The 24899-nt window shown below is 61.6% G+C and carries 18 protein-coding genes and 1 other RNA gene; 11 read left to right on the plus strand and 8 right to left on the minus strand.

The annotated features are described in order from the left end of the window. Positions 1–136 precede the first annotated feature (136 nt). From AC1VNX_RS25425 to AC1VNX_RS25435, 3 genes are all read left to right on the plus strand, one after another. Entirely contained in the window at positions 137–3445 is a 3309-nt protein-coding gene (locus AC1VNX_RS25425) for a VPA1262 family protein (RefSeq protein ID WP_483160398.1), read from the plus strand. Positions 3446–3775: 330 nt separating this feature from the next. Continuing rightward, complete coding sequence (locus AC1VNX_RS25430; protein ID WP_301507686.1) at positions 3776–4285, plus strand: DUF1993 domain-containing protein; 510 nt, start codon at positions 3776–3778, stop codon at positions 4283–4285. Between the two features lie 54 nt (positions 4286–4339). Continuing rightward, positions 4340–4513: a hypothetical protein gene (locus AC1VNX_RS25435; protein ID WP_440870996.1), complete on the plus strand. Its 174-nt coding sequence runs from the start codon at positions 4340–4342 to the stop codon at positions 4511–4513. Positions 4514–4570: 57 nt separating this feature from the next. Here AC1VNX_RS25435 and AC1VNX_RS25440 read toward each other — a convergent pair whose 3' ends face one another. From AC1VNX_RS25440 to AC1VNX_RS25450, 3 genes are all read right to left on the minus strand, one after another. Next, positions 4571–5134 (minus strand): hypothetical protein, encoded by a 564-nt coding sequence (locus AC1VNX_RS25440; RefSeq protein ID WP_483160399.1) that lies wholly within the window; start codon positions 5132–5134, stop codon positions 4571–4573. A 445-nt stretch (positions 5135–5579) separates the two neighbouring features. After that, a complete protein-coding gene (locus AC1VNX_RS25445) occupies positions 5580–8009 on the minus strand; it encodes a hypothetical protein (RefSeq protein WP_483160400.1) in 2430 nt (809 codons plus the stop codon). Continuing rightward, positions 8006–9052, minus strand: a complete 1047-nt coding sequence (locus AC1VNX_RS25450; RefSeq protein ID WP_483160401.1) for a PIN domain-containing protein — start codon at positions 9050–9052, stop codon at positions 8006–8008. The genes AC1VNX_RS25445 and AC1VNX_RS25450 overlap by 4 nt, the downstream gene beginning before the upstream one ends. A 201-nt stretch (positions 9053–9253) precedes the next feature. Here AC1VNX_RS25450 and AC1VNX_RS25455 point away from each other — a divergent pair, with 201 nt between their 5' ends. From AC1VNX_RS25455 to AC1VNX_RS25465, 3 genes are all read left to right on the plus strand, one after another. Then, complete coding sequence (locus AC1VNX_RS25455) at positions 9254–10003, plus strand: hypothetical protein (RefSeq protein WP_483160402.1); 750 nt, start codon at positions 9254–9256, stop codon at positions 10001–10003. Positions 10004–10132: 129 nt separating this feature from the next. Beyond that, positions 10133–11098: a hypothetical protein gene (locus tag AC1VNX_RS25460; RefSeq protein ID WP_483160403.1), complete on the plus strand. Its 966-nt coding sequence runs from the start codon at positions 10133–10135 to the stop codon at positions 11096–11098. Between the two features lie 138 nt (positions 11099–11236). Beyond that, the gene (locus tag AC1VNX_RS25465; protein ID WP_483160404.1) at positions 11237–13399 is read left to right on the plus strand and encodes a KAP family P-loop NTPase fold protein; all 2163 of its coding nucleotides are present in this window, start codon (positions 11237–11239) and stop codon (positions 13397–13399) included. A gap of 782 nt (positions 13400–14181) precedes the next feature. On the opposite strand, the gene AC1VNX_RS25470 is transcribed toward AC1VNX_RS25465, so the two are convergent. The 5 genes from AC1VNX_RS25470 to ompA all read right to left on the minus strand — a co-directional run bounded on the left by AC1VNX_RS25470 (position 14182) and on the right by ompA (position 18246). Continuing rightward, positions 14182–15426: a tyrosine-type recombinase/integrase gene (locus AC1VNX_RS25470; protein ID WP_483160405.1), complete on the minus strand. Its 1245-nt coding sequence runs from the start codon at positions 15424–15426 to the stop codon at positions 14182–14184. A 258-nt stretch (positions 15427–15684) separates the two neighbouring features. After that, positions 15685–16069: a transfer-messenger RNA gene (ssrA, locus tag AC1VNX_RS25475) on the minus strand. A gap of 14 nt (positions 16070–16083) precedes the next feature. Continuing rightward, entirely contained in the window at positions 16084–16752 is a 669-nt protein-coding gene (locus AC1VNX_RS25480; protein WP_483160406.1) for an HAD family hydrolase, read from the minus strand. Continuing rightward, a complete protein-coding gene (gene ubiG / locus AC1VNX_RS25485; RefSeq protein WP_483162014.1) occupies positions 16749–17468 on the minus strand; it encodes a bifunctional 2-polyprenyl-6-hydroxyphenol methylase/3-demethylubiquinol 3-O-methyltransferase UbiG in 720 nt (239 codons plus the stop codon). Before ubiG ends, AC1VNX_RS25480 begins: the two co-directional genes overlap by 4 nt. Positions 17469–17595: 127 nt before the next feature. Then, entirely contained in the window at positions 17596–18246 is a 651-nt protein-coding gene (gene ompA / locus AC1VNX_RS25490; RefSeq protein ID WP_126022922.1) for an outer membrane protein OmpA, read from the minus strand. A gap of 224 nt (positions 18247–18470) precedes the next feature. On the opposite strand from ompA, the gene gyrA reads away from it, so the two are divergent. The 5 genes from gyrA (at position 18471) to AC1VNX_RS25515 (ending at position 24898) form a co-directional block, all read left to right on the plus strand. After that, positions 18471–21116: a DNA gyrase subunit A gene (gyrA, locus tag AC1VNX_RS25495; protein WP_483160407.1), complete on the plus strand. Its 2646-nt coding sequence runs from the start codon at positions 18471–18473 to the stop codon at positions 21114–21116. Next, positions 21113–21694 carry a DUF2059 domain-containing protein gene (locus tag AC1VNX_RS25500; protein WP_483160408.1) on the plus strand — a complete coding sequence of 194 codons (582 nt, stop codon included), beginning with the start codon at positions 21113–21115 and terminating at the stop codon, positions 21692–21694. The genes gyrA and AC1VNX_RS25500 overlap by 4 nt, the downstream gene beginning before the upstream one ends. Before the next feature lie 70 nt (positions 21695–21764). Then, entirely contained in the window at positions 21765–22832 is a 1068-nt protein-coding gene (gene serC, locus AC1VNX_RS25505; protein WP_483162015.1) for a 3-phosphoserine/phosphohydroxythreonine transaminase, read from the plus strand. 24 nt (positions 22833–22856) lie between these two features. Continuing rightward, a complete protein-coding gene (pheA, locus tag AC1VNX_RS25510) occupies positions 22857–23981 on the plus strand; it encodes a prephenate dehydratase (RefSeq protein ID WP_483160409.1) in 1125 nt (374 codons plus the stop codon). 26 nt (positions 23982–24007) lie between these two features. Continuing rightward, a complete protein-coding gene (locus tag AC1VNX_RS25515; protein WP_483160410.1) occupies positions 24008–24898 on the plus strand; it encodes a prephenate dehydrogenase in 891 nt (296 codons plus the stop codon). Position 24899 lies beyond the last annotated feature (1 nt).

Below are 24899 nucleotides of genomic sequence, written 5' to 3' on the forward strand. Positions count from 1 at the left end.
TTTCTGGACGAGGCAGTCCACCCTGGCCACGACGTTTGACTGATGCTCCATGTCCCTCGCCCCTGTCGGGGACGTCGCGCTCGGCGCATCAGCGCGAGCATGAGGTTTGAAGATTTATTGAAAGGCGCCGAAATCAATGTCTCCTGTACTCGATGATCTCCTCAATGACGACAGATTGGCACGTCTTTTCTCGCGAGAGGCCCTCCCGTGTGCCCTACAGTTGTGGGTCTTGCAGATCAAGACGGACCAGTCCATCGAGAACCGCGTGATTTATGGCCGCTTGCTGCCTTACACCTATGCAAACGAGCAATGGGCCGCAGGGCACAAGGACTATTTTGAGAAGTTCGAGGGCTTCCAAGCGCAAATTGCTCGGCTCACCCTCTATGTCAGCAGCACCCAATGTCCAGAACTCTTGCGGCAGCTGAGCGCTGGCCAGCCTGTCACCGCGATCAGCGAAGAACTCAAGCTCGAATTGTCCGATCAGCTTAAAAAACGGTTCGGAACGACTGCGCTCGAGGCCTCCGGACTGGTTTACCGACCGGTGGCATATTTGCTCAACAAAGACGCCTACAAACGGGGGGCGCCGTCGAGCCCGCATGGCGGATCGGGAGCCCTTAGCGCTTCAATCACTCAAACGACCAAGCAGGCGTTGTTTCGCATTGGCCAGGACTACGATGCCGCTCTGACGGCATTGGTGGCGAAGCAACTAGACACCGATACAGGCTTGGATTTTGGAGGAACCGACATTAGTCGACTCGGCGACCTTGAACTGCTGGTCTTCCCTGCCCTGGACGAAGAAGAGCGGCAACTGCTCGACGTGAGCTGGATTGATGTTCCGCCTACGCTGGTCGTGCGGTTCAACCCGGCGCAAGTGCCGAACTTCAAAGGCTTTCAATTCAAGCTGAGCATCACGAACGGCAACCAGCTCATTTACGCCAGCCTCACGTCGGCACAGCAAGATGCAGAAGGAGCGTTCGAAGGGCGGTTCGAACTGAGCGAACAAGTTCGAAGCAGGACAGACAGCACTGAGCTGGAGATCTTCGGCTTCAATGTCGAGAATCCACGCGAGAGTCTCTTGTGCTGTCGTTGGCGTGTTTCATACGTCCGGGAGATCCATATTCAAAGCCACGCGCTGGGGCATAGCAGGAATGCGGTGAAGTTCGACTGGCTCGAGAGAGCCGTTAGGCCTTCTGCCGCTGACCGTGTGAAGGCCGCCTTGACGATCAATCGCGGCAGCTTGGGATTCGCCAACCGTATCGGTGAACGCAAAGCGGACCCCTGGGTCCCAGTCAACCGCGATCTTGCATCGCTCTTTGCGCGACTCAGTCCCCCCAGGTCGGAAGGACAGTTCTTTCTGCGTCGGAATCAGGGTGACGGCGATGGAAAGTTGCAGTTCGTGGAGTGGTTCAAGGCACTGCTGCAGAAGTATCGAGAGCATCAGGTCGTGATCTTCGACCCCTATTTTGAAGCGGCCGGGCTGGGCTTGATCACGATATCTGCAGCACCGGACGCCGACTACATCGTCTTCACCTCCCTGCCCAAGGCATCCAAGGACAAAGAGGAGACCTCCGATGAGTCCAAAGATCGAGCTCTGGGACGGATCAACAACTTGATGATGGGTTGCGAGCAGAGCCGACCTTTGCTCAGAAGCATCAAGCTGCGCATCTTCGGCCTGAAGGCAGGCCGGCTGCATGATCGTTATATCCTGGTACTGGGGCAGGACGGGCTACCGGTCGCGGGTTTCAACCTGTCGAACTCACTCCAAAAGGCGACCGAAAACCATCCGTTGCTGGTAACTCCAATTCCCGCGGATGTTCTGCTCGAGGTCGAGCAATACAAGTCAGGATTGATGCGGGAAGCCCAGGCTAAGCAGTTCGACAGTGAAGCCGATGGCCCTTCCATACCTCTTCTCTTCGACTCAGCGCTGCCGCCTACTGCGATGCGGCGTTACGAACCTCTGCGCTTTCTCGAGATGCGCCAAGCAGGCGATGTGCTCGGCGCGTGGGCCGGCGAGCCGTCGCTCAAGGGTTTGAGCGGCGATCTCTTGAAGGAAAAGATGGATGCGCTGGGGCTGCTCAAGGAAAACTCGCTCGCACTTCCCCAGGCGGACGGTCTGCGCAACTGCTTGCGCCACGATGCCGGCGCCTTCGCAGATTTCTCTGCGAACTGGGGAGTTATCGGCGAGGTGCTCGCTCACTCACACGTAGAGGACTCGCGATTCCCCGAACTCGCGTTGGAGCATGAATTCCTGAACTTCCTGGCGCAATTCCTTGAGGCATCCTTCAATCGCACGCATGATGAAGTGGAAAAAGAACTGGCCGTGGCGAGAGCTTGGTTCTTTCGAGTACCCATCGAGTCCCTGCTATACAGCTCTTATCGCCCAAATAACTTGATCCATGCGACAAAGTATGCAGCTCTGACATGGGCGGAGTTCTACGCCATCAAATTTCTATGGTGGTTTGCTCCAGACGCACTGCTGGCGATCTTCGAGACCCAAGGCGTTGCTGTTCCAGCAGAGGCCGAAGCCGCGGACGTTGTAAGACTATCCCTTTTGGGCCAGATCGCCAGTGAAGTTTCGTTGTCGATTCAATTCGACATCAGTTCGGTGCAGCTGAATCACCTCACTCGCAGTAGCAGCGGCCTGCTGCAATGGATGGGTCTGAATGCGATCAAGCGGCAACTTGAAGCGCCGAATGGGACAGCCACCGTGGTTCAGTCCCTTGCCACCTTTCCGGCCTCCGAGAAGATACGGGCCTTGGGCTGGATGCTCAATCATGCCGCGGGAGATCCGGCGGAAGCTGAAACCTACAAGGACTTGGTCACTGCAGTGCACGAGGCGTTGCCGGCACAAATACTTGCCCCTGATCTGAGCCGTCTGGTCGACTCCATGCGCGGTCATATGAAGAGATTGGCATGGGCCGAACCCTGGCTCTTCCGGGATGTGATCTTACCTTTGCTCGAGGGTGAGCGCGCCAAGAACGACGACGCATGCGAGATCTGGATTCAGGAACTTGATGTCTTGCTGGAGCCGGATCCGAGGCACAGGCCTCGGCTGTTTGTTGCGGCACGCGAGGGTCAGACAACCAATGTCGCCGCATTCCTTTTTGCGTACAGCAGCCCCCCTCGACAGCGAGAGAGTCTCAGCTTGATGCGAGCACACTTGGCACGACAGAAGCGGATCTTGCATCAGCCCCTCGCAAGCACGTCAAACTGGGCTCGATGGGACGACGCCTTGACGGTTTCGATGTGGGTTCTGAGCTTCGCCCGATGGGGGCAGTATTACCTGCAAGGGCGTGGTCTGGTTGATCAGCAGTTGGAGAAGCTATCAGCTGATGCTCGCCAACTTGCGATGGTCAGACCGATTGACGAATGGCGGTCAACGAGTACGGGCAAACAGGGCGAACTGGCGATGTTCCTCGACCAAATCGATCAGCTCTTGGCCTGAAGCGACGGATCGCATCTGGATTCTGATCATCCGTCGAGCCGGTTAACAAATCTCTATGACCTGTTGGCGTCGACCGGAATCTGAGCCACTTTTACTTCGGCGCCGACAACTCTGCAGCGATCGCGGTCCGTCGTGCGTCTGCAATTGACGTCCGCTTCTTGCTAATGAACCGCCCTTCAACGCGGCTGCTCCGACTACCAGCGGGAAGAAAAGCTAGCCACAAAAGCCGGGGCGATTCAGTTCGCCCTGTGCTGTTAGCCTTACATGGTCGGCAGGGCCCCTGCCACGCCAACTCCGGCCATCGTGCCCAATTTTTGAAGTGAACTCACCATGACTAGCCCGCTGTACAACGCCTCCGTTCCCGTCATGCAGCAGATGCTGCGCGCCCTGTCCGACGTGCTCAAGAAGGCCGAAGGCCAGGCGACGCAAAGAAATATCGATCCAAATGCGCTGCTGCAGGCGCGGCTGTTCCCTGACATGTTTCCGCTGGTACGTCAGGTACAGATCGCCGCAGACTTCTCCAAGGGCATTGCCTCCCGCCTGGCTGGTGCCGAGGTGCCGTCCTGGCCCGACACCGAGGTCAGCTTCGCCGACCTGCAAGCGTTGATCGCCAAAGCTTTGGCCCATATCGGCTCCTTCAAGCCTGAGCAATTTGATTCCAGCGAAAGCCGCGAGATCGTATTGCGCCCCGGCACCCCCAAGGAAAAGAAGCTGACTGCAGGCGCATATCTTCTGCACTATGGACTGCCGCAGTTTTTCTTCCACGTGACCACCACCTATGCCATCTTGCGTCACAACGGTGTTGAGATCGGCAAGCGCGACTACATGGGTGCCTACTGACCCAAGACAGACAGGCGTTCGGCCACTCTGACCACTGCCGCTCGAAGTGCAAGCGTGCACGGCAACCCCAATGTGTTGACGCGCGACATCGGCACCTCATCGCTGGCGCAGGGTTGCGCGGGGCAACTCACTGCGGTGCAGGTCGCGCGCTACGACGGCGTGCTGCCACCGATTCGCGCCTTTGAGCCGCCAATGACGGTCCTCCGAGGGGCCGTCATCACCCGATGAAGGCCCCCTGAAGGCGCCGCCCTAGAGCCTGGGCCTGCCGGCACTCGAACGCGGTGTTCAACGGCCAGCGTACGGCAGCGACGAGTGATGCACGACGATGCGCAGCTTGCCGGCACCGTCCTTCACGAAAGTCCAGGTCTTGTCGACCGTGGTGACCTTGCCGTCCGGGTCAGTGAACAGCACGTTACCCAGCGTGCTGGCCACGTCGCCGTGGATGAGCACGGCACTGTTGGCAATCTCGCATTTAGTCCAGCCCTTCAGGGCGAAGCCGGTGTCGTTGGGAAAGGCAGGGTTGCCGCCCACGAAGTACGCCAGCGCACCGTCGCGAGCGGTGCGGAAGGTCTGCGGCGATGTCGTGAGCGTCGGCTTGAACAGCACTGCGCCCAGTTGGTAGGCGTAAGCGCTGTCGATGACCTTCTCGGCCAGCGCACTGGCGGCCGGCTGCCCTCCGCTGGAATTCGCAGCGCTGATGTCGACCAGCGCCTTGCACCAGGCCTGCTGGGCCCCCAGGACTTCCTCTTCCGTGATGCTCCGGTCGACGACTTTCTCCTTGGCGACGGCCGGCAAGATTGCCCCTGCGATCAGGAGGCTGGCGATGGCGCTGGGAATGAATTTTTTCATTTGGGTCTCCAATTGAAGTAGTTGGATACCGGAGCGGCCGGGTGGGTCGAGCCGAGACCCAAAGTGCATCAATACGACATGCACAAGGCATGATGCGCCGGCTGATTTGCTCTGAGTAAAAGATGCAAATGAAATGAATCGTTGTCCATTCGCGAGATAGCCAGGCGTGCAGGCCGGTCTCGCAACAGTCTGAAGCGGGCGCACACGAAGGACGGCCATGCAGCGAATGCTGCCGGTGGACGCCACGGGCGTACTCACGCAGTGTGCCAGCAGGCGGTCATCGGGCACTGCGGCCAGTGCTGACTCGGATGGCTTCCTTACGAGGTGCTGGGAGAGCTGGACTCCCTCGATCTGGCTAGCGCCGCGCCACCGACAGCTTTTCAGTCTGCTGGACTTGCAGCGCCGCTTCGCCGCGGACTGCACTATGAAAATAGATTTCCGGGCGCTAAGGTTGGTCCTTGCTGATGCCGTAGCGGTGCTTGCGCAGCGCTACACCCGCGTCGGCCCGTTGCCGCTCGCTGACGATCATCTGGTCGAGACTCTCCGTCAGCCAGACCCCGAAGGACTGTACGCGCGGGTGCTCATCACTCCTCCAGGCGGCAATTTCTTCGCGCTTTGTCTCGTAGGCGTGCACCATGCCGTACTCACCAGTCACGACGCCAGTGCTCTCGAGGGCAGTCGCCACCTCATTCCATGCGCTGGAACGTTCGGGGACGACCTTGATGATCTCCTTGCAGATGTCGAGGATCGGCGCCTCCCCACCATAGGTACGCACCACTCCGATCACAAAATCCATGTCCGTCGGATGCCCGGTCTTGCTGAACGACAACAGCGCAGCCTGCAGGGCGGGGGCGAACTCTGGGAACACGGCCTTGATGAGGCGTGCGCCGGCGTAGTACGGGAACATGCCGCTTTCTTCGGGCTTGAATTCCGCCCGCACAGCACGCAGCAGCTCGGTAGGCATTGGCGACAACAGCTTGTCGAGCGTGTTAAGGTTGTACGGGATCGCCTCGAAGCGATCCTCGTCATCGTCGCCGCCGTCGGCGTTCTGGCGACTCTCACGGTCGCGCTCGGCGCGGACACGGTCCATGAGGAAAGCAAGCACCGCCTGCGGATCGGTCTGGCCGATGGCTGCCAGGACTTCCTCAGCCTGGTAGCCGATCTTCCTCACAGACGCGATGCTCGTCAGCACCTCCGCCCGCTCCGCCTGGTTCATGGTCTCGACGAGCTTGCGGAAATCCTGGTTGAACCAGATCACATTGACCCAGCGCGCATCGTGGCGCCGCGCCACCATCCGCATGCCCTTCTGGAAGATCGCTTTGGCTTCGACGTGACCGAGACCGAACTGGCGTGCTGCGACGCCCATCGACTCGATGATCGCGGCCGCCCCTTCAGTGTCGTTTAAGCGATCGGCCTCGTCCATGATTTCGACCAGCAGATCGAAGCGCGGGCCCTGATCGACGTTCAGCGACTTCGCGATCGCCGCGAGCTTTGACCGGTCGGCCATCCATCGTTTTGCCAGGACCAGCGCATCAGCAGCGCGGTCGCTGGCCCACAGACCGCGCAGCAGCGCGATGATGAACGGCTGCATGCGTTCTTCATGGTCCTGCATCAGTTCCAACGCCATGGCGGGCAGCCGCTGAGCCAACGACTCCAGGAAGTCGTAGAAGATCGGGAACATCGCCAGATCGTCAGACCGGGCCTTGGCAAGCTCTAGGATACGGTTGCGCCACTCGTCGTACGTGTCGCCGTTGATCGCTTCGAGATATCTCTCGGCCGCCTCGCGCCGCGCCTTGTCCCGATCCTCCCAGGCCGCATGCGAGCTTTTCAATTCCTCCCAGACACCGTGGATACCTTCGAAGCCGATCAGGTCCTTATAGATCTGGTATTCGGCTCGCTGGGCGACGGCGTCGCGCACCTCCAATGCCGCCGCGGCGATCGGCACTGAAGCGGCGTGGTAGTAGTTCCAATACGCGTCGTGCTCGATGGCCTGGACCACCTGCAGCTCCTGCGTGGCGACCTGGTCTCGGAGGAAGTTCAAGACCTCGACTGCATTGCCGTCGAACATTGCCGATGTCTGGGCATCGCTACTCGGACGTTCGCGGCGCGTCGCCACTCCTAGCGTTTTCAGCACATGCACTCGGAGCAGCACGTCGGGGCTGAGCATGAATATGCGCTTGAGCAACGCGATGGCGGCGCTACGCATCTCGGCCACCCCGCCGGCCGCTGGGACGCCACCGCGACTGATGTTGATCGCGTTGTAGGTCCAGGCGTGGCCTTCTATAGACGGGGACAACGCGTGCCGAAGCATTGACAGAACGATGCTAGCGTGCTCGAGCAGCGGCTCATTCTCCATCTGGGCGAAGTAGTCGACGATCGCCCGCTGTGGTCGTGCGCCGACAGGGGGATCGCCATAGAACAGGTTGAGGTCGAACGTCGCCAATGACTCCAGCGCCCGTTCCGCCTTGTTGCTGGTGTCCTTGTCCTTGGAACACCAGATCTCCAGCAGGAAGCCTAGTAGCGCATCGATGTGGACGTAGCGGATCGACTGGGGCACATCCACCGCTTCGCGGATCAGCTGGTCGGCCGAGCGGTACCTTCGGTGGCTGGCAATGATCGTCTCGCCACCCCAGGTCAGCGCCCGTTCCGGCACCGATCGCACGAATGCCGTAAGCATGGGCACGACGCGGAAGCTGAAACGTGGCGCGAGTACCGTCAACACCTTTAACGCTGCGGCGAGGTCGTCATACTCATTGCTGGCATTAAGCACGCCCTCGACCCGATCCATTTCGGCCAACAGCTTGGCTTCGACCGCCGGGGAAGGGTCGGAAACGAGGTTGGACAGCGCGGCGAGGCGGAGATCGAGGTCCATCATCCGATCATCCTCAGCAGCAACGCGCGCACGACAGGTTCCGCGGCCATGCGCTCTGCCAGCGGCACATCCGTCGGGATGAGCCGGTTGCCGATCTCGTTGAGCACGCCCGCCGCCACCAGGGTGCTGGCCATCAGCTCGGCTTTGGCACGATCGATGTCCAGGCATTCCAGCGTCGCGAAGACGGTTTCCCTGTCCGGGTTTTCCAGCGCCTCGTTCATCCCCAGCACGATCACGTCTAAATCCTTGAACGCGTCGGCACGTAGTTTCTCAAGAGCAGACTGCGGCGAGATCGGGGTGGCTACCGCGTGCTCGGCTTCAGGAGCAGCTGCAGGTCCGGGCGCGCGGATAGGCACGACCACCGTCGCAGCCTCGATGACCTGGTCGAGGGGGTCGATTTCGCCGAAGACCTCGAAACCCGCTTCCTGCAGCGCCCACTGGAACCGTTCGTCCTTGACGAGCACGCAATGGCGTCCGGGCCGGGCCTTCATTTCCAGCGCCGCCTCGAAGATCCAGGAGTCAGGGATGTGCTTGCGTTCCGGTTCGCGCTTCTCCGCGGGCTTGAATGGCGGCTTGCCGTGCATATAGCGGTCCAGCGCTCGCGCCGCGTGCTCGGCCGTGAACGGGAGCACTTCGACCTTATTGTCGGCCAAGTACTTCAGGAACACAGCCCGCGAATTGCGGTCGACGTCGTCCCGGGACGGGAGATCGAGCGGCCCTGGCATGGGAATCCCCTCCAGAAGCATGCTCAGGGGTGACCGGCTCATCTTCAACAGCGCGCCGCGCGCATCCTCGGCGTACCTGTTGTAGTCGTAGAGCAGCTGTGTGCGCCTCTCCTCAAGCACAACTTCCGGGATGTAGAGCTTGACGACGCCTTGCCGCACGCGCCGCAGCAGCTTGTCAAATCGCCCCGAGCCGAACTGCGCCTGGTTAAGGACACTGGTGTCAACGATGACGTGGAACATTTCCATGGGCATGTGAAGCGCCTCACGCAGCCAGCGCCCTCGACGGTCTTTGAATCGTGATCGGAACAGTTCGTAACTCATCAATTCTAGCGAGGCTATGGGCCGCCTCCCTGCGGAGCCGGAAGTTCGTTCGCCGTCCGCGAACTCACACAGTCGGTCAGAAGCGGACGCCCGCCGCGGGCGGCTGTGGCCGGAACCCAGCAGCGCCACCCGAGAGTCGCATGCACAAGTGCCAAGCAAAAAATCGTTAACAATCGCCCGGCAACACGTTAGGCTCCACGGATGCAGATCACCCCTGAGCAAGGTAGCGAATGGCGGCAATGGTTGCTGACGACCAGTATTCCGCTTGTCCAAGTCGACGACGCAGGTGAAGCGTTGGCATTCGGCTCAGGCACGATGATCGATCACGAGGGCCGGCGCTTCCTTGTCACGGCGGGCCACGTGGCCAAGCTGGACTCGCGGGGATGGGCGATCGTCGTCCAGCAGCACCCGGACAAAGGCTTGGAGTACTACAAGCCGCGGGCATTTGTCCACGTTGGCGAGTTTAGCCGGATGAGTCCATCCCTTCGCTTGTTGGATCTGTGCATCGCGCAGGTCGCGCCTGACATGCAGTCTTGGTACGAGGACCTAACTCCACGTGGGCTATTCAATAGGAGGCCGCATCATGTCTTCGACGCAAGTGAGTTCGCGTCCCCCGAGCGGGAGCGAATCTACGGCTTCTCGGGTCGAGTCCGAACTGAGATGCATGGGCCGCAGGTCTTCGCGTCCGAAATGGCAGTGTTCCCCGGCCTCTCGTACGTGCGCACCGGAGCCGAGGAGCATCACTTTGCCTTGCCTGTTCCTCACCCCGGTCATGATGCATTTCGCGGCAGCAGCGGCTCGCCCATCTGCGAATTCTCACGACGGACTGTCGGTATCGTGACCGGCGGCAATACCGATACGAATACCGTGCGTGCCGTTGCAATTCAATACGTCCTTCCTGCCCTCAATTTCCTGAGAGCGCGAGATCCCGTCAAAGGCCCATGCCAGTGATGATTAACGAGTCGATCGACACGGAAACGCACCGGCAGGGCGCCACGGGACGCGCGGGGGATCGTGCATGTCTCGGCGCGCTGCCGGTCCGTACCCTCTACCTCCAACGTTAGGCTCGTCGACTACGCCATGGACGTCACGAAGCGCAACCATTACAACCCTTGCTTCTGGACCGCTCTTTGGAACATCACCTACTACGAGAAGTCCATCGCAGGCGTTGCCTCAGATGAACTTGCACGCAAGCAGGTCGTTCATTCGCTTAACGCCAAGTCGCAGAAGATCTACCCGGCAACCGTTGAGCGCGTTCACTTTGACAAGAACTTGGGGATCGCCGAGATATCCAAACAAGCTGCAGAGGATTTCGTGCGGCGTTACCACCCCGATCAGTATCAGCGGTTTGTCTCTGAGGGTGCGACGGCTTGTTATCCGATCTATATCGACTTCGAGAACATCCTTTCGGGGATCGAGGCAACGCCCGCATATCAAACCTTGCTCAAGGTCGCTACCACGCAGACGGTCGACAACTTGATCGAGAAGTCCTACCTCGCCTCATTCGTGGTGCTGCAAAATCTTCGTAGTCACTCGATGATGAATTCCATGATCGACTGGCACGAAGAGAATGGGTGCGAGAAGTTTGAGCACCTCGTGACACTCAAGTGGATGCTCGGCGATCCTCACTTCCTATTCCGCTTGGTTCACCCCTTGGTCTCCTCGCAATGGAACCTTTACACGTCTTCCGAGCACTGTCTTCCGCTCTGTGATTCTCCGATCCTCGTGCAACCTGAGAGCGTAATGGTCGCGCTCTCTCCTCGCTTACTGCTTGAAATACGCAGTGACACCCCTGCGCCGGAAGATGCGATGCCTTTTTCTCAGAAGATTGATAGCTATATGCTGGAGGAGCATCGTCTGCGAACTGTCGGTAACACGTTTCGAGAAATTATCGGTGAGCCAATGCAACTCGAGACGTGGAGAGTCAGTGCTGAGTTTCAAGCTCGCAGCGAGGTGATGAAAGACATCAAGCGGTACAACACAATGATTCGAGCGGCAGGCAACCGAGAACTATGGCATCTGAACGCATACGGAAACTGTCGGTAGCGGAGAGGCTAACCCCGCTCGAGCCGATTCGCGTCGGCAAGTCGCCACTCGAGGCTCAAACTCCGACGTTTGGCGTCAGCGAACACTCGGGCTCGCTAGCATAGGGTGCTTGTCAGACCTGCGTGCGGTTACGAAGCAATGACCGAATACCTGCCTTACAACGACCAACCAATCGCAAACCCAGGCGAAGATCGCTTCGGCGTTGACCCCTTCGCGCGCGCGCTCGCGGCGAGCATTCGCAAGATGCAATCGCCCCATGGATCGGTAATCGGTCTCAACGGTCCATGGGGCTCCGGCAAGAGCAGCGCGGTCAACCTTTGCAAGCATCACCTGGCCGATGCTGTCAAGGCGAACGAGCTTGTCATCATCGACTTTGCCTGCTGGTGGTTTAGAGGCGAGGACGCCCTTGCACTCGCCTTTTTCCGCGAGCTGTACATCGGTCTGGGTCCAAGCCTTGGCGACAAGGTCAAGAAGAAGCTGCCAAAGCTTGGGGCGCGACTGCTTCGAGCTGGCGCACTCGTCGGGAAGGTAGCGGAGGCCGCGGGTGCAGTCATCGCAGGCGGCATCGCTGAAAAGGGCATGGAGTGGCTCGCGGGCCTGATTGAGCAAGATGAAAGTGTCGAGGCACTTCACGCCGAGTTGGCGAAGGCCCTGCGGGAACAGAAGAAGCGTTTCCTCATCGTCATCGACGACATCGATCGACTCTCACCCGACGAGGCCCTGCTGATCTTCCGGTTGGTCAAGTCTGTTGGCCGCTTGCCGAACGTCATGTACATGCTGGTCTATGACCGTCCACTTGCCGAAAAGATCGTCAGCGAACGCTATCCTTCGGAAGGCCCGCACTATCTCGAAAAGATAGTGCAGGCTGCATTCGAGTTGCCTGACCCATCGGCGCTCGATGTTCAGCAACATCTGCTTTCGCTGATCGAGTCGATCTGCGGCGCGCCCCCGGACGCGGACTTGGTTCGCTTCATGAACATTTTCTACGAAGGGATTTCCCCGGCTATGCGCACGCCGCGGGATGTCACGCGCTTCACTAACTCACTGAGCGTGTCATGGCCAGCCGTCGCCGGTGAAGTGGACCGCGCTGATTTCCTCGCGCTGGAGATGCTCCGGCTCTTGCATCCGACCATCTATCGAGCCATTCGCCAAAACAAGGAACAACTGAGCGGCGGCGGGCGCGGGGACGGGCGTGACCGTGAAGCGGCAGCCACGCGTTTCAACGACCTCTTCTTCGGAACGGAGCCACACCCAGACCACGACAAGATGCGGCGACTGCTGATGCGGTTGTTCCCAGCACTGGAGTCCGTTTGGGCCAATATGAACTATGGAGATGGGTTCGCACGGCAATGGGCGATGGAGCGCCGTGTGTGCTCACCCGACCATTTCGATTCCTACTTCCGCTTCGCGATCGGCGACGAGGTGCTCACAAGCACCGAACTGGACGCATTTCTAGCCCGCGCGGATGACATCGACTATGTGAAGACCACGCTGAGCCACGCCGTGACCGTGACTCGCCGGTCGGGCGGGACCAAGGCTGCAGTGTGGCTCGACGAGTTGAATACGCATGCAGAGCGTGTGGATCGCTCCAAAGTTCAGCCGCTCCTGACTGCGCTATTCGAGATTGCCGACGAGATCAACGTTGAAGCTGATACAGCGAAAGCCTTTGGCATAGGTAGCAACGAGCTTCGTCTGCACTGGCTGCTGCGGACGCTGACGAAGGAGCATATGCCACTAGACGAACGCTCCGCGATTTTCCGACAGGCCTGCAATACGGCCTCCCTGGGCTGGCTTGCCGACTTCACGAGTTCAGCCTGGACCGACTATCACCCACGGGAAGGCAGGCAACGCGAACCGCCGGAGAATTGTTTGACTACGGAGGAGCACGCGGAGCAACTCCGCGTCCTCCTCCGGTCGCGAATCGAAGCTGCAGCAGCGAATGGCACGCTGCTCGTGCATCGGGATCTACATTCTCTCTTGCACTCGTGGGTGGACCTCGCGACTGACGACGGCGCCGCAGTTCGAGAATGGACCTCCGCAGCCTTGGCCACCGATGACGGCGTGCTGCAGTTCGCCAAAGCATTCACTTCATACGGCTGGACCCATTCGATGGGCTTCGCGGGCATGGGTGACGCGGTTGCAAAACGCGTCACGCGGGTCAGCCCCACAAGCATGGCTCGATTGACGGATCTGGATGCGTTCCGACTGCGCGTCGAAACCGTTGCTGCCGCAGGCGGAAACCCAGATGTCCAAGAATTCCTGGAGGCTTGGAGGCGCGCTGACCGCGGGGACGGAGACTGAGGACTGTAAACGGCCCGCGCTCTGAGCCACGGTAGTAATTCTTCCTCCGGGCCTTCGAAGCGCTCAGCGGGCTATCCGCCCGAAGCGGAGCGCAATGTCTGCTCGCGGCGACAGCGGTCGTCCAGCTGCCCAGATCGAATGTTAGCAACCAGTCTGATGCGGGCATACATGAAGGACGGCAATGCAGGGCGCTTACTGTCGGTCACCCGCGCCCATTCAATGACGACCGCGCCATATCGCCCGTCTGGCCCACGCGGTGCTGACGTACGAGCGCCCGGCACTTGCCGAAGCCCCGCGCGGGTCGCGCGCGTATCTGTCGCGCTCGGCCGCGCCGCGGGAAGCGCGGTGCACCTGCAGCCGCCGGCTGAGGCGGTAGATCAAGCCTCCTCGGCTTCTTCTGCCTAGAGCGCCCCGCCAGCGTCTCCGCCTCGACAGGCCTTGTCCAACACAAATAAAGCCGCGGTCTTGAACTGCGGCTTTATGTGGGACAAAACCTCAAAATCAACGTAAGTTATTGATTTTATTTACTCCCTGGCAGAGAGGGTGTCGGTCTCATGGACGTCGACCTAAGCTTTTTGAGCTTTCTCGAACTCTATCGGACTGATGTAGCCGTGGCACTACTGCACCACTAGCCCGCGATCCAAATCGACGATCTCCACCTATCAGGTTGGGGACGACTGGCAGTTGATGGGCCGAGTCAGCGGTCGCGACAAAGGGCCTCCTGCACACCCAGCCGCAGGCCCCTGCATTGCAGGGCTCTTGAGAGCTGCCCATGCCAGTATTCAGGCAGCACGCGATTTGAAGGGCACCACGACAGCTCCGTCGCGCAAGCCGTCCAGGTAGTCTGCCCAGTGTTGAATTTGCTGGAACCGCTTCGCCAAGTATTGCGTCCGGTTGTAGCTACGACCATTGGAATCCTTTACGGCGTGCGCGAGGTTCGCTTCAATCGCCAGAGGATCCAGGTCGAGCTGATCAACCATCATGGTTCGGGCGCTGGCTCTGAAGCCGTGCCAACTCTGCTCCTTACCGACGCCCAGGGCATAGAGAGCCGTGCGTACCGAGTTGTCGGACATGGGTCGGTCATGGTCGCGCTGGCCCGGAAAAACGTAGCGGCCGCGGCCGGTCAATGGCTGGAGTTGACGCAACAGATCAACAGCCTGTATCGGCATGGGCACGATGTGGGGCTCGCCTTGCTCTTTCTCCTTCACCCCGCGCTTCATCTTGGCGCTGGGGATAGTCCATATTGCCGTGTCCATGTCCAGCTCAGCCCATTCCATCGTGCGCAGGTTAATGGGGCGTTGATACAGAATCGGTGCCAACAATAGGGCCGTGCGCACCACCGGCCCGCCCTTGTAGGCGTACATGCCGCGTAGTAGTTCACCGAATCGCTGCGGCTCCACGATGGCCGGAAAGTGCGTGCCGCGGTATGGCGTGAGGCGCTTTTGGAGTCCTTCGGTGATATTGCGCTGCCGTTTGTCAGCCGTGGGTAACCAGTACGCGTATACCTGTCGCGCCAACATCAGCGCGCGGTCGGCCGTCTCGTTGGCCCCCCGCTCCTCGATCTTCTGCAATACGGCCAGCAATTCCATGGACTCGATCTCATCCATGCGCCGGTCCCCCAGCCAGGGAAAGAGGTCTCGCTCAAGCTGTCGCTTCATCCGCTCGGCGTGGCCCGGACTCCAATTGCCAACCTGCTTGTCGTGCCATTCCAGAGCGACGGCCTTGAACGTGTCCCCTCCTTCACGCCACCCCTTGAGCTTCTCGAGTTTGCGCGCCTGGATGGGATCCACGCCAGCAGCCCTCTGCATCTTGGCCGCATCTCGTGCTTGACGGGCAGCCGTCAGTGTGACAATCGGATAACTGCCGAGCGCCAATTGCTTTTCCTTCCCATCGACCCGGTACTTCAGAAACCAGCGCTTTGAGCCTTGCGGGCTAACTTGGAGGTACAGCCCGCCCGTATCGGCAAAGCGCGCCTGTTTACGGTCAGGCGGACACGTGGCGTTGCGGCATCGGACATCGGTCAACATGGGGTACAAAACTCCGGGACAAGCGGGGGTACGGACTGGGAACCAGTGGGCCAATCGTGCTCCCGGCGGGGATTGAGGCAATTCAAGGGGGTACAGAGAGGAAATTCTACGGTTTTTGCCTCGCCATACCCCCATCTGCCCCCCCACTTCCCTCTGGATGCAGTCGGACTGCATCACACTCATCTGGACAGTAAGTCGTTGATTTTCCAAAGAAAAAGGCGCCCATCGGATTCCGATGGACGCCTTTGGACAGTGTGATGGTGGAGCTGGGGGGATTTGAACCCCCGTCCGCAAGCCTTCATCGCGCAGTTCTACATGTTTAGTGATCTGATTTAAGTCTCGCTTCCGGAGTCGCGCAGTCACACGCTAAACCGGACGCCAGCACCCTATTTTCTCGCCCCGACCCAAGGTACCCGGATCGGAGCCAGCCCATGTAGTTATCCTTGCAGCCGGGAGGTCAGGATTGCTCCAGACCCCCTTGCCCAGCCCATCGGCCAACTGTTGCAAGGCTCACTGGCAATTAAGCAGCGAGTGCGAAACGTTCGTCGTTTGCAGTTAGTTTGTTTGAATCTGTTTTACGAGCGCATTCAGCTCGACATGCCCCGCTGCGACTCCGAACCCACGTCGAAACCAGTGCAGCCCCAAGGAAAGAGTATTTTAGGCGCTATTGAGCAACTTCAAGAGCTCGAGGGGTGAAGAGATAGAAGCATCTGCTTCCCAGAGCGTCGAATCGGCCTGTGGCCCCATGTAGCCGTAGGTTGCCGCAACTGTTCGCATGCCGGCGGCGCGGCCCGCAATGATGTCCCGCTCGTCGTCGCCAACGTAGATGCACGCCTCCGACGGCACGCCGAGCCGGCGCGCGGCCTCGTGCAGGGGCTCGGGATGCGGCTTGGCGAACGGCGTGGTGTCGCCGCTCACCACCGCTCCTGCACTGGCAAAGAGCGGAATGGCTTGCGTCAGCGGATCGGTGAAGCGCATCGACTTGTTGGTGACGACGCCCCACAGAAGTCCGCGCTCCTGCAGCGCCGCGATCAGCGCGTGGATGCCATCGAATACATGCGTGTTGAGCAGCATGCGGCGCTCGTAGGCCACGAAGAACTCTTCGCGCAACTCGGGAAACTCCGGCGATTCGGGCGTGATGCCGAATGCGATGCCAAGCATGCCGCGTGCGCCAGCCCCGGCCATGGGACGATAGCGCTCCAGCGGATACGAATCGAGGCCCCGATCGGTGCGCATCTTGTCGGCCGCGGCGCCGAGATCGGGCGCGCTGTCGATCAGCGTGCCGTCGAGATCGAACAGCACGGCTTTCGTTTCGACACCCATCATGCTTGTGGTCCCGGCTTCTGCGTGGCGAACATGTAGTTGACGCTGGTGTCGCCGCTGAGCCAGTAGCGCCGGGTCAGGGGGTTGTGCTCCATGCCGCGCGTGTGCCGCAGGTCCAGGCCAGCCGCCCGGCAGTAGCCGGCCAACTCGCTGGGCCGGATCAACTTTGCGTATTCGTGGGTCCCGCGCGGCAGCATGCCGAGGACGTACTCCGCGCCCACGATCGCCAGCATGAAGGACTTCAGGTTGCGGTTGATGGTCGAGAAGAACACCCAGCCGCCCGGCTTCACGAGCGTGGCGCAGGCCTGGATCACCGATGCCGGCTGTGGCACGTGCTCCAGCATTTCCATGCAGGTGACGGCGTCGAAGCTGCCGGGCTGCTCAGCAGCCAGCGCCTCCGCGCTGATCTCGCGGTACTTCACGCCCCGGGTTCCGGCCTCCAGCGCATGCAGTTGCGCGACTTTCAGCGCCTTGCCCGCGAGGTCGATGCCCAGAACTTCGGCGCCCTTGCGGGCCATCGAATCGGCCAGGATTCCTCCGCCGCAGCCGATATCCAGCACGCGCCGCTGCGAAATCGGGGCGATAGCGTCAATCCATTCCAAGCGCAATGGATTGATTTCATGCAACGGGCGAAATTCGCTTTCCAAATCCCACCAACGATGCGCGAGCTCTGAAAACTTGGCCAGTTCGGCCGGATCCGCATTCAGGTTTTCTGTCATGAAGCGATTATGAAACGGGCGATGTCCGTTAAACACCGCACAGCCTTTACCGAAGATCAATCGCGAATTCGGCAGCCATAAAAAAACCCCGCCGAGGCGGGGTTTCATTGTCGATGGAATCGATCGATTAGTTGGCGCGGGTGCCGACCACTTCGATTTCCACGCGACGGTTCTTGGCGCGGCCTTCCTTGGTGCGGTTGTCAGCCACAGGCTGCTTCTTGCCCTTGCCTTCGGTATAGACGCGGTTGCGTTCGATGCCCTTCGAGACCAGGAAGGCCTTGACGGCTTCGGCGCGACGCACCGACAGACGCTGGTTGTAGGCGTCCGTACCGATCGAGTCGGTGTGGCCGACAGCGATGATGACTTCCAGGTTCACACCACGGATCTTCTCGACCAGGTCGGTCAGCTTGGCGCGGCCTTCGGGCTTCAGAACCGACTTGTCGAAGTCGAAGAAGGCGTCAGCAGCGAAGGTCACCTTCGAAGCGGCGACTTGGGCAGCGGGCGGGGGGGTCGGGGCGCCGGGGGTCGGAGCCACGGCAGCAGGAGCTGCAGGAACCAGAGCACCGTCGCAACCAGCGGCAGCCGTAGCAGGCGTCCAGTTGGCATCGCGCCAGCACAGTTCATTCGTGCCGTTCTTCCAAACCAGTTCGCCGGTGCCGTTTTGCCAGTTGTCGATCGTAGGACCGCCGTCCGCAGCGGTGACACGGGTCTGCGCGCCGGCGGCAGTGGCGAGCGCAGCGACTGCAAACATCATCGCCACTTTATTCAGTTTCTTCATGGTTCTCCTCTTGGGGAAAAAGCCGCAGCCGCGCTGCGAATCAAGGACGCTTTAAGTGACCACCACCCAAAACGTTGAGGCGATTGTGCCATAGGGTCTTTGGCAAACAGGCCGCTGGACAGCCCGGAAGCGTAGGACGGAGGCGGAATAGGCGCCTTGTGTTGCGGCGGTGCGACACCCCTCACAGCGTAAAATTTCGCCTTCCTGCCGCCAGCCCCTTGCTCATGACCTCGTTCGCAAAAGAAACCCTGCCCATCAGTCTCGAAGAGGAAATGCGCAGCAGCTATCTCGATTACGCCATGAGCGTGATCGTGGGCCGAGCGCTCCCCGATGCCCGTGACGGCCTCAAGCCGGTGCACCGCCGCGTGCTCTACGCGATGCACGAACTCAACAACGACTGGAACCGTCCGTACAAGAAGTCGGCCCGTATCGTGGGCGACGTGATCGGTAAGTACCACCCGCACGGCGACCAGTCGGTCTACGACACCATCGTCCGCCTGGCCCAGGACTTCTCGATGCGCCACATGCTGGTCGACGGCCAGGGCAACTTCGGGTCCGTCGATGGAGACAACGCGGCCGCAATGCGGTATACGGAAATCCGGCTCGCAAAAATTGCGCACGAAATGCTGGCTGATATCGACAAGGAAACTGTCGACTTTCAGGACAATTACGACGGCTCCGAAAAAGAGCCCAAGGTGTTGCCGAGCCAGCTGCCGAATTTGCTGGTCAATGGCTCCGGCGGTATTGCGGTCGGCATGGCCACGAATATCCCGCCGCACAACCTGAACGAGGTCGTGGACGCCTGCCTGCACCTGCTGCGCAATCCTGAAGCCAGCATCGACGAGCTGATGGAGATCGTGCCGGCGCCCGACTTCCCCACCGCCGGCATCATCTACGGCATCAACGGCGTGAAGGACGGCTACCGCACCGGTCGCGGCAAGGTCGTGATGCGCGCCAAGTGCCACTTCGAGGACATCGACCGCGGCCAGCGCCAGGCGATCATCGTCGACGAGCTCCCCTACCAGGTCAACAAGAAGACGCTGCAGGAGCGCATGGCCGAGCTGGTGCACGAGAAGAAGATCGAGGGCATCAGCCACATCCAGGACGAGTCCGACAAGTCGGGCATGCGCCTGGTGATCGAGCTCAAGCGCGGCGAAGTGCCCGAGGTGGTGCTCAACAACCTCTACAAGCAGACGCAGCTGCAGGACACCTTCGGCATCAACATGGTGGCGCTGGTCGACGGCCAGCCGAAGCTGTGCAACCTGAAGGACCTGATCGAGGTCTTCCTGCAGCATCGCCGCGAGGTGGTCACCCGCCGCACGGTCTTCAACCTGCGCAAGGCCCGCGAGCGCGGCCACGTGCTCGAAGGCCTGGCGGTGGCGCTGGCGAACATCGACGAGTTCATCCGCATCATCCGCGAATCGCCCACGCCGCCGGTCGCAAAGGCCGAGCTCATGACGCGCAGCTGGGACAGCAAGCTGGTGCGCGAGATGCTCACGCGCACGCGCGCCGACGGCGGCGTGGTCAATGCCGACGACTACCGTCCCGAGGGCCTCGAGCGCGAGTTCGGCATGGGCAACGACGGCCTCTATCGCCTGTCGGAAACGCAGGCCCAGGAAATCCTGCAGATGCGCCTGCAGCGCCTGACCGGCCTCGAGCAGGACAAGATCGTCGCCGAGTACAAGGAAGTCATGGCCGAGATCGACGACCTGCTCGACATCCTGGCCCGCCCCGAGCGCGTCTCGACCATCATCGGCGAGGAACTCGGCACCCTCAAGCAGGAGTTCGGCCAGTCGAAGATCGGTGCGCGCCGCAGCCAGGTGGAGCACAGCGCCTACGACCTCTCGACCGAGGACCTGATCACGCCGACCGACATGGTGGTCACACTCTCGCACAGCGGCTACATCAAGAGCCAGCCGCTGGGCGAATACCGCGCGCAGAAGCGAGGCGGCCGCGGCAAGCAGGCCACCACGACCAAGGACGACGACTGGATCGACCAGCTCTTCATCGCCAACACGCACGACTACATCCTGTGCTTCTCCAACCGCGGCCGGCTCTACTGGCTCAAGGTGTGGGAAGTGCCGGCGGGTTCGCGCGGCTCGCGCGGGCGCCCCATCGTCAACATGTTCCCGCTGCAGGAAGGCGAGAAGATCAACGTCGCCCTCGCCCTCACCGGCGAGAAGCGTAACTTCCCGGCCGACCAGTACGTGTTCATGGCAACCTCGATGGGCACGGTCAAGAAGACCGCGCTCGACGAGTTCAGCAACCCGCGCAAGGGCGGCATCATCGCAGTGAACCTCGACGAGGGCGACTACCTGATCGGCGCCGCGCTGACCGACGGCAAGCACGACGTGATGCTCTTCAGCGACGGCGGCAAGGCCGTGCGCTTCGACGAGGAAGACGTGCGCCCGCTGGGCCGCAATGCGCGCGGCGTGCGCGGCATGTCGCTCGAGGCCGGACAGGGCGTGATCGCGATGCTGGTGGCCGAGGACGAACAGCAGAGCGTGCTCACCGCCACCGAAAATGGTTACGGAAAGCGAACAAGCATTACCGAATACACCCGTCACGGCCGGGGAACCAAGGGCATGATCGCGATTCAACAGAGTGAGCGCAACGGCAAGGTCGTTGCCGCCACTCTCGTGCATGCGGATGATGAGATCATGCTCATCACCGACAAGGGCGTGCTGGTGCGCACCCGGGTTGCCGAAATTCGTGAACTGGGTCGCGCGACGCAAGGCGTTACGCTGATCGGGCTCGACGAAGGCGCCAAACTCAGTGGGCTACAACGTATCGTCGAAAACGACGCGAACGGCGAAACCGAGCCTGAAGCGGACGATACTTCCTCATCTTCAACGGAGAATCCTCAGTGAAAACAATCAAACTCGCACTTCTGACGGTCGCACTGGCAAGCACCTCGATGGCCGCCCTGGCCCAGGACAAGGCCACGCTCATCAAGCAGTTCATCGACATCCAGCGTCCTGGCATCGAATCGCTGGCACGCGGCCTGGTCGAACAGTCGAGCGCTCCGATCGCCCAGGCGGGTTCGCAATACCTGCAGACGCAAGTGCCCGAAGCCAAGCGCGAAGCCGCCGCCAAGGCCGCCGACGCCGAGCTGAAGAAGTACTTCGACGAGACCTACCCCCTCGTGCGCGACAAGGCCGTGCAGCTCGCGCCGGGCGCCCTGACCCCGCTGATGGAGCAGAACTTCAACGAAGACGAGCTCAAGCAGCTGCTGGCCTGGATCAACTCGCCCCTGAGCAAGAAGTACCAGGAACTGAACCCCAAGATGCAGACCGCCCTGACGGAAAAGCTCGTGTCCGAGACCCGTTCCACGGTCGAGCCCAAGATGCAGGCGCTCGACACCGCAGTCGCCAAGGCGCTCGGCGCCCCGACCGACGGTGGCGCAGCCCCCGCCAAGGCACCTGCCAAGGCTCCCGCCAAGAAGTAAGAGCAGCGTGACCCAGCAGCAGACGCCGGCCGGCAAGCGCCCCTACAACTTCTCGGCCGGTCCGGCTGCCATGCCGGAGGCGGTGCTGCAGCGCGCCGCCGCCGAAATGCTCGACTGGCAGGGCAGCGGCATGAGCGTGATGGAGATGAGCCATCGCGGCAAGGAATTCGGTTCGATCTGCACGCAGGCCGAAGCCGACATCCGCACCCTGCTGGCCATTCCCTCGCACTTCCACATCCTGTTCATGCAGGGTGGCGGGCTCGGCGAGAACGCCATCGTTCCGCTGAACCTGTCGCGCGGCAAGACCGCCGACTTCATCATCACCGGCAGCTGGAGCACCAAGTCGCACAAGGAAGCGCAGCGCTACTGCACTGCGCGCGTTGCGGCCAGCAACGCCGACGACCAGCACACGAAGCTGCCCGATCCGTCGACCTGGCAGCTCTCCAAGGATGCCTCGTACGTGCACATGTGCTCGAACGAGACCATCAACGGCATCGAATTCCAGCAACTGCCCGACCTGGCCGCGCTCGGCAGCGATGCGCCGTTGGTCATCGACTTCTCCTCGCACGTCGCCTCGCGCAGCGTCGACTGGAGCCGCGTGGGCCTGGCCTTCGGGGGCGCCCAGAAGAACCTCGGCCCCGCCGGCCTGACCATCGTGGTCGTGCGCGACGACCTGCTGGGCCATGCGCTCGATATCTGCCCGAGCGCCTTCAACTACAAGACCGTGGCCGACAACCACTCCATGTACAACACCCCGCCGACCTGGGGCATCTACATGGCGGGGCTCACGTTCCAGTGGCTGCTGCAGCAGACCGAAGGCGCCCACACCGGCATCGCCGCCATGGAGCAGCGCAACATCGCCAAGGCGAAGCTGCTGTACGACTTCATCGACGGCTCCGACTTCTACGCCAACCGGATCGACCCAAGCTGCCGCTCGCGGATGAACGTGCCGTTCTTCCTGGCCGATGAAGGCCGCAACGAGGCCTTCCTGGCCGGCGCGCGCGAAGCCGGGCTGCTGCAGCTCAAGGGCCACAAGTCGGTCGGCGGCATGCGCGCGAGCATTTACAACGCCATGCCGCTGGCAGGGGTGCAGGCTCTCGTGGCCTACATGCGAGAATTCGAGCGATCGCATGCCTAGGCGCATGCCCAGCCGCTCGCACCGATGACCGCCTCCGCACCCACACCGCCCTCCTCCTCTCCCGACAATTCCGAAAGCCTGGCCGATCTGCGCGTGCAGATCGACTCGCTCGACCAGCGACTGCTGAGCCTGCTCAACGAGCGAGCCCACGTGGCCGAGCTGGTCGGCGAGGTCAAGAAGCGCGAGGGCACGCCGTACTTCCGCCCCGATCGCGTGGCGCAGGTCATCGACAAGATGCAGAAGAGCAATGGCGGCCCGCTCAAGGACATCCATGTCGCCGCCATCTGGCGCGAGATCATGTCGGCCTGCCTGGCGCTCGAATCGCCGCAGCGCGTGGCCGTGCTGGGCCCCGAGGGCACCTTCTGCGAACAGGCCGCCATCGAATACTTCGGCGGTGCCGCCGACCTGATCTACTGCGCCAGCTTCGACGAGGTGTTCCACGCCACCGCCGCGGGCAGCGCCCAGTACGGCGTGGTCGGCGTCGAGAACTCCACCGAAGGCGTGGTCACTCGCTCGCTCGACCTGTTCCTGCACTCGCCCACGCACGTCGTCGGCGAAGTCAGCCTGCTGGTGCGCCACCACCTGCTGCGCAGCAACAACTCGCTCGAAGGCATCGAGGCGGTGCTGGCCCATCCGCAGGCGCTGGCTCAGTGCCAGACCTGGCTGTCCAAGCACCTGCCCAACGCCGAGCGCCGCGCCGTGTCGAGCAACGCCGAGGGCGCGCGCCTTGCGGCCACCAACCCCAACTGGGCGGCGCTGGCCGGCGAACGCGCCGCCACGCGCTTCGGCCTGCACATCGTGGCGCACGCGATCCAGGACGACTCGTACAACCGCACCCGCTTCTCGGTGATCTGCCTGCCGCAGACGCTGGCCATGCCGCCGGCCTCCGGCCGCGACTGCACCAGCCTGATCGTCTCGGTACCCAACCGTCCCGGCGCGGTGCACGACCTGCTCGTGCCGCTGAAGGTCAACAACGTCTCGATGACGCGCTTCGAATCGCGCCCCGCGCGCACCGGCCAGTGGGAGTACTACTTCTACATCGACCTCGACGGCCACCCCTCGCAGCCCAACGTGGCCGCGGCGCTGGCCGAGTTGCGCGGGCTCTGCGCCTTCTACAAGGTGCTCGGCGCCTACCCCGTCAAGGCCTGAGCGGCAGGCAGACACACAGAGACAGCATGTTCGAACAACTGGGACTGATCGGCTGCGGCCTGATGGGCGGCTCCTTCGCGCTCGCACTCAAGCGCGCGAAGCTGGTGAAACGCGTGGTGGGCTACAGCAAATCTCCCTCCACCACCGAACGGGCGCGCCAGCTCGGCGTGATCGATGTTGCGGCGCCCTCGGCGCTGCTGGCGGTGTCGGGTGCCGACATCGTGCTGCTGGCGGTGCCGGTGGCAGCGTCTGAAGCAACCTTCAAGGCCATCCGCCACGGCATTTCGAGCGAAACGCTGGTGATGGATGTGGGCTCGACCAAGGGCGACGTGATCGAGGCGGCGCGCAACGGCCTGCAGCGCCAGTTCGCGAGCTTCGTTCCCGCGCACCCTATCGCCGGCAAGGAGCTTTCGGGCATCGAGCATGCCGAGGCATCGCTCTTCGCCGGCCGCCAGGTGGTGCTGACACCGGTGAAGACCACGCTGCGCTCCAACGTGCAGCGGGCCACCCAGGTGTGGAGCGGTATCGGCGCCAACGTCGTCACCATGACGCATGAGGAGCACGACGGAGCCTTCGCCGCCGTGAGCCACTTGCCGCACCTGCTGGCCTTCGCGTACATCAACGGCCTGGCCGCGCAGCCGCAGGGCGAGCGCTTCTTGAGCCTCGCGGGACCGGGCTTCCGCGATTTCTCTCGCATCGCCGCGAGCGATCCGGTCATGTGGCGCGACGTGCTGCTGGCCAACCGCGAGCACGTGCTCGAACAGTCGCGCGCCTTCCGCAAGGCCCTGGATGATTTCGAGACGATGATGACCGCAAGCGACCTGCAGGGCCTCGAACTTTCGATCGCCGCCGCCAGCAAGACGCGGGCAGCCTGGAAGCCGGCCACCGACACCTCGTCGCAGCAGCAGGACAACTGAG

It is taken from the genome of Variovorax sp. TLI9-5A, from assembly GCF_056867935.1.

Excerpts from the sequence above, each read along its gene's own strand:
- AC1VNX_RS25425 (WP_483160398.1), top strand. The coding sequence starts at position 137 with ATGTCTCCTGTACTCGATGATCTCCTCAATGACGACAGATTGGCACGT.
- AC1VNX_RS25430 (WP_301507686.1), top strand. The coding sequence starts at position 3,776 with ATGACTAGCCCGCTGTACAACGCCTCCGTTCCCGTCATGCAGCAGATG.
- AC1VNX_RS25440 (WP_483160399.1), bottom strand. The coding sequence starts at position 5,134 with ATGAAAAAATTCATTCCCAGCGCCATCGCCAGCCTCCTGATCGCAGGG.
- AC1VNX_RS25445 (WP_483160400.1), bottom strand. The coding sequence starts at position 8,009 with ATGATGGACCTCGATCTCCGCCTCGCCGCGCTGTCCAACCTCGTTTCC.
- AC1VNX_RS25450 (WP_483160401.1), bottom strand. The coding sequence starts at position 9,052 with ATGAGTTACGAACTGTTCCGATCACGATTCAAAGACCGTCGAGGGCGC.
- AC1VNX_RS25455 (WP_483160402.1), top strand. The coding sequence starts at position 9,254 with ATGCAGATCACCCCTGAGCAAGGTAGCGAATGGCGGCAATGGTTGCTG.
- AC1VNX_RS25460 (WP_483160403.1), top strand. The coding sequence starts at position 10,133 with ATGGACGTCACGAAGCGCAACCATTACAACCCTTGCTTCTGGACCGCT.
- AC1VNX_RS25465 (WP_483160404.1), top strand. The coding sequence starts at position 11,237 with ATGACCGAATACCTGCCTTACAACGACCAACCAATCGCAAACCCAGGC.
- AC1VNX_RS25470 (WP_483160405.1), bottom strand. The coding sequence starts at position 15,426 with ATGTTGACCGATGTCCGATGCCGCAACGCCACGTGTCCGCCTGACCGT.
- AC1VNX_RS25480 (WP_483160406.1), bottom strand. The coding sequence starts at position 16,752 with ATGATGGGTGTCGAAACGAAAGCCGTGCTGTTCGATCTCGACGGCACG.
- ubiG (WP_483162014.1), bottom strand. The coding sequence starts at position 17,468 with ATGACAGAAAACCTGAATGCGGATCCGGCCGAACTGGCCAAGTTTTCA.
- ompA (WP_126022922.1), bottom strand. The coding sequence starts at position 18,246 with ATGAAGAAACTGAATAAAGTGGCGATGATGTTTGCAGTCGCTGCGCTC.
- gyrA (WP_483160407.1), top strand. The coding sequence starts at position 18,471 with ATGACCTCGTTCGCAAAAGAAACCCTGCCCATCAGTCTCGAAGAGGAA.
- serC (WP_483162015.1), top strand. The coding sequence starts at position 21,765 with ATGCCGGAGGCGGTGCTGCAGCGCGCCGCCGCCGAAATGCTCGACTGG.
- pheA (WP_483160409.1), top strand. The coding sequence starts at position 22,857 with ATGACCGCCTCCGCACCCACACCGCCCTCCTCCTCTCCCGACAATTCC.
- AC1VNX_RS25515 (WP_483160410.1), top strand. The coding sequence starts at position 24,008 with ATGTTCGAACAACTGGGACTGATCGGCTGCGGCCTGATGGGCGGCTCC.